Source organism: Arcicella gelida (assembly GCF_034931025.1).
Lineage (GTDB): Bacteria > Bacteroidota > Bacteroidia > Cytophagales > Spirosomataceae > Arcicella > Arcicella gelida.
Genome location: NZ_JAYGIL010000042.1, coordinates 35,810 through 44,813 on the forward strand (window position 1 = coordinate 35,810; position 9,004 = coordinate 44,813).

Annotated in this window: 10 protein-coding genes; 3 read left to right on the forward strand and 7 right to left on the reverse strand. The window is 33.7% G+C overall.

Going from position 1 to position 9,004, the window contains the following annotated elements; genetic code table 11:
- Positions 1 to 40 precede the first annotated feature (40 nt).
- The 5 genes from VB776_RS22530 to VB776_RS22550 form a co-directional block, all read right to left on the reverse strand.
- Positions 41 to 703: an MgtC/SapB family protein gene (locus VB776_RS22530; RefSeq protein ID WP_323699128.1), complete on the reverse strand. Its 663-nt coding sequence runs from the start codon at positions 701 to 703 to the stop codon at positions 41 to 43.
- On the reverse strand, positions 700 to 1,203 hold the full coding sequence (locus VB776_RS22535) for a DUF421 domain-containing protein (RefSeq protein ID WP_323699129.1): 504 nt from the start codon (positions 1,201 to 1,203) through the stop codon (positions 700 to 702). The genes VB776_RS22530 and VB776_RS22535 overlap by 4 nt, the downstream gene beginning before the upstream one ends.
- A gap of 45 nt (positions 1,204 to 1,248) precedes the next feature.
- The gene (locus VB776_RS22540; protein ID WP_323699130.1) at positions 1,249 to 1,647 is read right to left on the reverse strand and encodes an ExbD/TolR family protein; all 399 of its coding nucleotides are present in this window, start codon (positions 1,645 to 1,647) and stop codon (positions 1,249 to 1,251) included.
- A gap of 54 nt (positions 1,648 to 1,701) precedes the next feature.
- Positions 1,702 to 2,421: a MotA/TolQ/ExbB proton channel family protein gene (locus VB776_RS22545; protein WP_323699131.1), complete on the reverse strand. Its 720-nt coding sequence runs from the start codon at positions 2,419 to 2,421 to the stop codon at positions 1,702 to 1,704.
- Between the two features lie 237 nt (positions 2,422 to 2,658).
- Positions 2,659 to 3,594, reverse strand: coding sequence for a Ppx/GppA phosphatase family protein (locus tag VB776_RS22550; RefSeq protein WP_323699132.1), 936 nt, complete (start codon positions 3,592 to 3,594; stop codon positions 2,659 to 2,661).
- A gap of 77 nt (positions 3,595 to 3,671) precedes the next feature.
- Here VB776_RS22550 and VB776_RS22555 point away from each other — a divergent pair, with 77 nt between their 5' ends.
- Both VB776_RS22555 and VB776_RS22560 read left to right on the forward strand, forming a co-directional pair.
- The gene (locus VB776_RS22555) at positions 3,672 to 4,697 is read left to right on the forward strand and encodes an SDR family NAD(P)-dependent oxidoreductase (RefSeq protein ID WP_323699133.1); all 1,026 of its coding nucleotides are present in this window, start codon (positions 3,672 to 3,674) and stop codon (positions 4,695 to 4,697) included.
- Between the two features lie 180 nt (positions 4,698 to 4,877).
- Positions 4,878 to 6,281, forward strand: coding sequence for a tetratricopeptide repeat protein (locus VB776_RS22560; protein ID WP_323699134.1), 1,404 nt, complete (start codon positions 4,878 to 4,880; stop codon positions 6,279 to 6,281).
- Positions 6,282 to 6,368: 87 nt separating this feature from the next.
- Here VB776_RS22560 and VB776_RS22565 read toward each other — a convergent pair whose 3' ends face one another.
- Entirely contained in the window at positions 6,369 to 6,800 is a 432-nt protein-coding gene (locus VB776_RS22565; protein ID WP_323699135.1) for a VOC family protein, read from the reverse strand.
- Positions 6,801 to 6,819: 19 nt separating this feature from the next.
- Complete coding sequence (locus VB776_RS22570) at positions 6,820 to 7,359, reverse strand: SRPBCC family protein (protein ID WP_323699136.1); 540 nt, start codon at positions 7,357 to 7,359, stop codon at positions 6,820 to 6,822.
- A gap of 232 nt (positions 7,360 to 7,591) precedes the next feature.
- Here VB776_RS22570 and VB776_RS22575 point away from each other — a divergent pair, with 232 nt between their 5' ends.
- Positions 7,592 to 8,845 carry an MFS transporter gene (locus tag VB776_RS22575; protein ID WP_323699137.1) on the forward strand — a complete coding sequence of 418 codons (1,254 nt, stop codon included), beginning with the start codon at positions 7,592 to 7,594 and terminating at the stop codon, positions 8,843 to 8,845.
- Positions 8,846 to 9,004: the final 159 nt, after the last annotated feature.

Sequence of the window (9,004 nt, forward strand, 5' to 3'; positions counted from 1 at the left end):
CGCTGGTGTTGGATGCGACCAACACCAGCGAAAATTTATATTAAAACTCTAATTCTTTAATCGAAGTATCATCCATTAATTTCTTTACTAATTTATCGTGTTTAGAAGAACGTCCACGAATAGACCAGCTACTCACTAACAAATTGTTTTTAATTATTTGCTTTTCTCTTTTGGCTACTAAATTACACTGCTCAAAAATTGTTTCTAATTTCTTAAAACAATCAGGACTATATTCACAAACAATTCGATAATTATGAGTACGACCATACCTTTCCATGATTACTTCAAGTTTGACAAAAAGCCCTAAAACAATATAGACAACGCTAGTTCCGAGGAAAGAAAGTAAAATATGCCCATCGCCAATTGCCATTCCTAAAGATGCCGTTACCCAAATAATTGTAGCAGTTGTAAGCCCTTTTATTTTATCATCCGTTCTAAAAATTACTCCTGCACCCAAAAAACCAATTCCCGTAACCACATTGGCAGCAATACGATCTGGAGAGACAGCTATTCCCATTTTTTCAGATAAAATCGTAAAAATTGTACAACCAACTGAAATCAACGTAAAAGTTCGCAAACCCGCAGATTTACTTCGATATTCACGTTCTAAACCAATCAAAGCACCTACAACCGTAGATGCTAAGATTTTTAAAAAATCATCATTATAAAAAATGTGATTAAACAGTATTTCTAAATCACTCATTTTTTGGTTAGTGCTTTATGTATTTTTCTTTTTTGAGATGTTTTATGTACATAATTATTGGACAAAACACTAATATTTCCGTCCACTTCCAAGACTGCTAAATCAACCTTTTCGATATTTTCAACACCGTGTTCACGAATAGCAGCATTCAATTCTTCTAAAGAAAGTCCAGATTTTTGTAAAGCTTGCTCTTTAATTTTTCCTTGATATACCAACATCAAAGGTTCTCCTTGAATGATTTTACTAATGGCTTGATTACGAAACATTACTTTTTTCAAGATAAAGTTCATGACAAACAAACCTCCAGCGGCAGCAAAACCGCCGAAAAGAGAAGTATTATCACCAACCATTGCATTCTGCACAGCATTTGAAATTAAGAGAATAAAAACTAAATCAATTACAGACAATTGAGATAATTCCTTTTTGCCAAACAAACGAATAGCCGCTACGATGAATACGTAAACGGCTATTGATTTAAAAGATATAATGAGGTAATCCATTGCTTAGTTGGTCATATCGACAAGCTTTCAATTTATTTTCTACAACTACAATTTATCGGTTGCCATAACCATTCCTAAATTCAATCGAGCAACAATATCATGGATTTTAGTCAAATCTTGAACAGTTCTATCTTTCGCAATTCTCAGAATTACAGTTTCCGAACCTTTCTTTTTAGCTTCTTCACCAAGATATACTTCTAGTTCTTCAAAAGGAACAAGGTTATCATCAACGAAGTAATTATTGTTTTCATCAACGGTTAATCTAATATTCTCTTTAGTTGCCGTTTGTTGGGCAGTTGATGATTCAGGTAATAACAACTTTATAGCATCTGGACTAGCCAAGGTTGAAATCATCAAGAAGAACATCATCAAGAAAAAGAGTATATCCGCTAATGCACCAGTCTCAACTTCCGATTGTTCACGAGTACGTTTTCTTATATTCATATTTTTTCAACAATGAAGAATGAATGCTTTATTTCAGCAATCAGCCATTAAAAATTATTTAGTTGATGCTGGTTTATGCAAAATATCCAAGAAGTCGATGGCAGTAATTTCCATTTTATTCACGGCACGGTCAATCATCGTAGTTAAGATGGTATAAAAAAAGTAAGCAATAATACCCACCATCAAACCTGTAGCCGAAGTAACCATTTTCTCATAAATACCACTTGCAATCGTACTAATATCAATTTTATTCGCCACTGAAATATTGTGAAAAGTACGAATCATCCCTGAAACTGTACCTAAGAAACCAAACATTGGAGCAATTTTAGCAATGGCAGAAAGAAAACCAAGATTTTTTTCCATATTATAAATCTCTACTCTTGCAGAATTTTCAATCGCAGTTTCAATATCACGAATAGGTGAACCCAAACGGTTTAGTCCTTTTTCTAATAATCTAGCAATCGGAAATTGTGCATTCTTGCAATATGCTACAGCACCTTGTACATTTCCTGCATAAAGCATTTCACGAATAGAAAAAAGGAAATTATTATCAAGTTTAGCTGTTTTGCGGATATAAAAATATCTTTCTAAGAATAAAAACAAGGCAATAAAAAACAATACAAAAATTGGAATCATTACCCAACCTCCTTTTTCTAAGAGATTCAAAATATTCATTTCTTGATCAGCTTTACTTACTCCATTTGCTACAGATGTAGCCACAGAATCAGGGGAAATAACATTCGTTTGTAATAGGATACTTTGAAAAATCTGCATAGCTTTTTACGGATTACGAAGAGTCAAGTTTAAAATTTGGGCTTGAATCGTTGAAAAAAAATGTTGAAGATTAATTAAATTTTAACAAGTTTAACGAAAAAAAATGATTTTTGTGATATGCCTTATCTGAAAATTCTTAGTGATTAAATAGCTTATAAAAACTTAAAAATCTCAGTATGAAAACATTATGTGAATGTATTTTGGACTAAATCTTAACAAGAAAATTCACCTTTAAAATCAATTCAATGAGAGTTGCTTACTCAGGACACCCTCCTTTAACGCAAAGTTTGATACTTTTATTTGACGAATGTCGTATCGCTTCAAAACAAAATCAATCAAACAAACGCCAACCACAATCATATCTACACGAAGTGCAATCATTCCAGCTAAAGCCATTCGTTGTTCACGATTGCCGGAAACAATTTTCAAGAATGAATCATAAAATTCGGCAATGGGCAATTCAAATGAAACCTGTTCTGTAGGCGGTAATTGTCCGAAGGCTTTCATAAAGTAAAGGTCAATCAAAGTTTCAAAAGAACCAGCCGAACCAATGACACAAATTGGTGCATATTGATGCACAGCGTTGGTTAAAGGCAATAATTGTTCTTCTAAATAATGTTTTAAGGCTTGAACTGAATGAGGAGAAATTGGGTCTGAATTCATGAATTTATCCATCAATCGTTGTCCTCCAATTTCAAAACTTTGTTTCCAAAAAATTCTTTCTTGATTACAAATGATAAATTCAACAGAACCTCCACCAATATCAATGATTAATGAAGTATCATTTCCAATGGGCATTCCTAATTTCACTCCTTCATAAATCAATCCTGCTTCTTCTTCTCCAGAAATTACTTTAATTAAAATGCCTGTTCGTTTAAAAATTTCCTCACAGAAAGTTTCGCCATTGCTAGCATTTCTTACAGCACTTGTTGCTGTGGCAAAAATATTTTCAGGAATTACGCCTTCTTCACTTAGCTTTTCTTGAAAGTATTTTAAAGCGACTACGGCTCTTTCAATCCCTTCTTGCGTAATAATTCCAGAAGAAATTCCTCCTAAACCTATTTTAGCGGCATAACTATCTTCATGTATTTTTTGGTAAGTCTTACCTTCTTGTGCCACAATAAGTAGCTGAAAAGTATTTGTACCTAAATCTATAAACGCTTTCTTTATCACTTTATAATTGATTCTGATGATTTGGATTTACCTTTGTCAATGCAAATGTACGTGAATGTTTCTATGTTAAAATTATTGTGATTCAAGAACCTAAAAATATCCTAATCACCGGCATTACTGGCTTGGTGGGTAGTTTTGTAGCTAAGCGTTTCTTAGAAGCTGGCTATCAAGTAATTGGCTTAAAAAGAAATACAAGCGACTTGTCGTTGGTCAAAGATATTACCAATAAAATCACTTGGAAAGAAGGTGATATTTTAGATGTAATGTTTTTGGATGAATTGATGAAAGAGATTGATTTGGTCGTTCATGCGGCTGCCATTGTCTCTTTTGCCCCAAAAGACCGTGATAGTATGTTTAAAACTAACATTGAAGGCACAGCTAATATTGTGAATAGTTGCTTGACAAACGGAGTAAAGAAAATTTGCTTTGTGAGTTCTGTGGCAGCTTTAGGACGCAAAATTCCTGTAGATGCAAAAGCTGAATCAATCATATCAATTGATGAAAAATCAACTTGGGAAGAAAGTCCACTCAATTCAAATTATGCTAAATCGAAATACTTAGCTGAAATGGAAATTTGGAGAGGGTTTTCTGAAGGATTAGCCTCAGTAATCGTCAATCCTTCATTGATATTAGGTGAAGCCGATTGGACGAAAAGCAGTACGCAACTATTCAAATATGTTAATGAAGAACATCGTTTTTACCCACAAGGCACTTTAAATTACGTAGATGTTCAGGATGTAGCTGAGAGTATTTTTCAATTGACGACCTCAGACATTTCTGGTGAAAGGTTTATTGTAAACAGCGGACATATTTCTTTCAAAGATTTTTTCGAGAAAGTAGCTCAATTACTCAATAAAAAGCCACCAAGGAAGTTAATAAGTAAATTTTTAACAGCCATTATTTGGCGTGTAGAAGCACTTAAAAGTTACTTAACTGGCAATGCCCCTTTAATTACCAAAGAAACTGTGTTATCGTCGAGTCATCATTTCTATTATCCAAACGAAAAAATAAAAAAATCTTTGGCACTGAAATTCAAGGACTTGGATGAAACATTAAATAGAATCTGTAACAATTTAACTATAAAGTACACAAATAAGCAGTAATCCTCTTAGAAAAATGCAAAAAAGCATCTAATCTTACTGGCTGATTTTGGTAAATTAAAAGTTTTTTTATTATCTTAGCAATAAGAGAATTTGGCAAACTATAAAATGTTTTATCATTATCTAATGATAAATATTTTTTCCAGCCACTGATAAACATCACCTCACCCCCTGCAATCAAAAATGATGGAACAAGATTTTGAAGACCGCCAAGAAGAGACACTGCATTCAGTGAGGCGTTTTGAGTCTATGCTCAAACGTAGGGAGAATTCTTTCTTCGACCTCGATACCTACGAACAAATCGTAGAGCATTATATGGAAGAAGGCAAGATAGAAGATGCCATGCAAGCCTGTGACATTGCCCTTGAACAATACCCGTATTCATTAGAATTAATGCTCTGTAAAGCAGAGTTACTAGCTAATCAAGGAAAACATGATGAAGCCTTAGAAATAGTAACACAAGCAGAGATTTTTAACCCTTCTGATAGCGATACGATTTACCTTAAAAGCACCATTCATAACCTGAAAGGTGATTATCAAACTGCGATTGAACTCTTAACTGAGATTCTGGACATTGCCGAAGAACGTGATGAAGTTTATTTTCACATCGGTTTGGCATATCAAAGTTGGGGTAAACATCACAATGCAGTTGCCGCTTTTAAACAAGCGATTGAAGCTAATATTAAAAATGAAAATGCACTTTATGAATTAGCCAACAGTTTAGATGAGATTGGTAAATTAGAAGAATCTCTTCCATATTATCAGCAATTTATTGATACTGACCCTTTTTCAGAAAATGCTTGGTACAATATCGGAATTGCATATTCAAAACTAGCCAAGTTTGAAGAAGCCGCTGATGCTTATGAGTATGCAATTGCAATTAATGATAAATTCTCATCAGCTTATTTCAATTTAGGGAATTCATACATGAATTTAAGTAATTGGGCTAAAGCAGAAGAAAACTATCGTTATTGCCTTGAACACGAAGATATAAGTCCAGAAGTATATTGTTGTTTAGGTGCAAGTATTGAGCGTCAAGAACGCTTTTCAGAAGCTATTCATTATTATAAATATGCGATTCAACTAGATCCTGAATGGGATGATGGCTATTTTGGTGTAGGAATTTGTCTTTGCGAAATGAAAAGATGGATGGAAGCAATCCATTTCATCAAAAAAGCCTTGAGTATTGATGATAAAAATGCTTATTATTGGTTGGCAATGGCTGATGCCGAAACAAACTTAGGGAATATTGCCACTGGTATAGAGGCTTATCAAAAATCGGCTGAATTAGAACCCATCAATCCTGAAGCTTGGATTAAGTGGTCGGCTATAATTCACGAACAAGGTGATTTTAATCTAGCAGCAGAACTAATGGTTTCAGCGATTGATATTATGCCTGAAGAAGCTGAGTTGTATTATCGTGCTTCAATCTATTTAATAAAAGCAGGTAAATTTCAAGAAGCATTTACGTATTTAGAAACAGCTTTGGTATTAAGTTATGAAGGGCATGAATTAATGTTTGAGTACTTTAAAAGCTTGGAAACTCAAAAAACTATTTTTAGAATTATTGAGCAATACAAAAAGTAAAAATTCTTTTCTCCATAACAAACAAGAGCGGCTTCCGAAATCGGAAGCCGCTCTTGTTATATCATTTTTAACAGAAAAATATCAAAATTATACAGCTTGTTCAGCAGTATCGTGATTTACCATCCATTGAATGCCAAATTTATCAACAAACATTCCGAAGTAAGCACCCCAAAAAGTATCTTGTAATGGCATCGTTATTTGTCCACCAGCGGAAAGTCCATCAAATAAAGTAGTAGCTTCTTCTTTAGATTCTGCATTGATTGAAATTGAAAAATTACTACCAAAAGTTACTAAGCCATGTGCTTCAGAAGTATCGCTTCCCATTAAAACATGGTTGTCACCAATAGGCAAAGTAACGTGCATGATTTTTTCACCTTCACTTTCAGACAGAGGTTCTTCTGAAGGGGCATCTTTGAAGCGTCCAATGTATGAAAACTCAACGCCAAAAACAGATTTGTAAAAATTAAAAGCTTCTTCGCAGTTACCATTGAAGACCAAATAAGGAGTAATTGTTGCCATGATTATTTGTTATTAAAGATTATTTTTCAAGAATTACCTTAAGGTTTGCTAAGCCTTTTTCCAAATCTCCGCCAATCATCGTTTCCATATCAAAAAACAATAACATCAAATTCATCGGGTAAGGAGTATGTCCTTCAAAAGCCCATTTTACTTTAGTTTGTCCAACGCCAATAGAATCTGTTGTCATGTATGAAGGTGCTATCGATTCAAATGGTTTAATAAATCTGATTTCTGTTTCAATTCTTTCGCCATCTATAATTTTTTTAATTTCTTGTTCACCTTGTCCAACGTCAGCACTGTCACTTTCCCAAGCCGATACAAAACCTACTGTAGCATCAGTACCAGTAAATTCTTTTTTCATGGCTGGATCCATTTTTGCCCAAACGCTGTATTCATTTTGGTTTTTTAAATACTTTACGTATTCAAATACTTCTTTTTTAGGCTTATTGATAGAGATTTCTCTTTCAACGACATAGTCTTTTTGAGTGAATAATGCCACAAGTAAGAGTACAGCAATGAGGATTGACAAAGAGAGCAGGATTTTCTTAGCTATTTTCATTTTAGTTAAATTTTGAAGTTTATTATTAAAACAAATGTAAGATAATGCTTTGATTTACAATGGAAAGATTACGGCAATTTGAGGATAAATTCCGTCAAAATAATATTCAAATAATATTAATAAGGCATTGAAATGGTTAGAATTAGGAGATTAATAAATAGACAATGCTATTTAGCCTTTAACATTGATACATTTTTGTAAATTTGTCGATAAATTTTCAAGAAAATACAAGATGACACAACAAACAGAAAAAGTTTTTTCACCTTATCAGGTTTTTATGATTGCCATTTTGGCATTTATTCAGTTTACGGTGATTCTAGACTTTATGGTATTGTCGCCACTAGGAGCCATTTTAATGCCGACCTTAAAAATCACTACTTCACAATTTGGCTTTGTTGTTTCTGCTTATGCTTTTAGTGCTGGTGCTTCGGGTTTAATGGCGGCAGGTTTTGCCGATAAATTTGATAGAAAGAAATTCTTGTTGTTTTTCTATGTTGGTTTTATTGTTGGAACAGCACTTTGTGCGATGGCTACAGATTATCACTTTCTATTATTTGCGAGAATCTTTACAGGAATTTTTGGCGGAGTAATTGGCTCGGTAGGTTTTGCCATTATTTCTGACTTATTCAAATTAGAAGTGCGTGGCCGAGTAATGGGTTTTGTGCAAATGGCTTTTGCTGCAAGCCAAGTATTAGGTTTACCGATTGGGCTTTTATTAGCCAATAGTTTTGATTGGCATGCACCTTTCTGGATGATTGTTGACGTGAGTATTATGGGTGGTATTGTTATTTTTCTTAAAATGAAACCAGTAACCGAACACTTGAAAATACAAAGTGATTCAAATGCTTTTCAACATCTTGCCAAAACGATTTCTGAACCACATTATCTAAGAGCTTTTATTGGCACAATTTTACTTTCAACGGGTGGATTTATGCTGATGCCTTTCGGAAGTGCTTATGGAACAAATAACCTTGGTTTGAAATTAGAAGAACTCCCAATTATGTATGGAGTAACAGGTGTGTTCTCGATTATTTTTGGACCAATGATTGGGAAATTGAGTGATAGATTGGGAAAATTCAATACCTTTTTTATTGGTTCAATCATCAGTATGGTTTTAGTGGGAATTTATACACAATTAGGCATTACGCCACTTTGGGTAATTATTATTCTGAATGTGATACTTTTTACGGGTATTTCTGCTCGTATGATTTCATCATCAGCTTTAATGACTGCGATTCCTTCAATGAAGGATAGAGGTGCTTTTATGAGTATCAACTCTTCTATTCAACAAATTTCGGGTGGAGTGGCATCTTTTGTAGCGGGTTTGATTGTCGTACAAAGACCAGATGGTATTTTAGAACATTACGACATGTTGGGATATACCGTAATAGGTTCGATGTTAGTAGCCATTGGTTTAATTTATTGGGTAGATTTATATATCAAAAAGCGTGAAGCTGCCAAGAGTTTTGAAGAGTTGAAAGTGTAGATTTCTTTTGAAAAATTAATAAAAAGGATTCACTGTTGGGGAGGTCACTGAAAAAGTGATACGTTTCAATACTTGGTTAAGAAGCGATTAGATAAAATTTGATTTTATTTAATCGCTTCTTTTTTTTTTGTTTACTTTTTGTGGATTATTGTGTTCTTT

Excerpts from the sequence above, each read along its gene's own strand:
- VB776_RS22540 (WP_323699130.1), bottom strand. The coding sequence starts at position 1,647 with ATGAATATAAGAAAACGTACTCGTGAACAATCGGAAGTTGAGACTGGT.
- VB776_RS22560 (WP_323699134.1), top strand. The coding sequence starts at position 4,878 with ATGATGGAACAAGATTTTGAAGACCGCCAAGAAGAGACACTGCATTCA.
- VB776_RS22570 (WP_323699136.1), bottom strand. The coding sequence starts at position 7,359 with ATGAAAATAGCTAAGAAAATCCTGCTCTCTTTGTCAATCCTCATTGCT.
- VB776_RS22530 (WP_323699128.1), bottom strand. The coding sequence starts at position 703 with ATGAGTGATTTAGAAATACTGTTTAATCACATTTTTTATAATGATGAT.
- VB776_RS22565 (WP_323699135.1), bottom strand. The coding sequence starts at position 6,800 with ATGGCAACAATTACTCCTTATTTGGTCTTCAATGGTAACTGCGAAGAA.
- VB776_RS22575 (WP_323699137.1), top strand. The coding sequence starts at position 7,592 with ATGACACAACAAACAGAAAAAGTTTTTTCACCTTATCAGGTTTTTATG.
- VB776_RS22545 (WP_323699131.1), bottom strand. The coding sequence starts at position 2,421 with ATGCAGATTTTTCAAAGTATCCTATTACAAACGAATGTTATTTCCCCT.
- VB776_RS22535 (WP_323699129.1), bottom strand. The coding sequence starts at position 1,203 with ATGGATTACCTCATTATATCTTTTAAATCAATAGCCGTTTACGTATTC.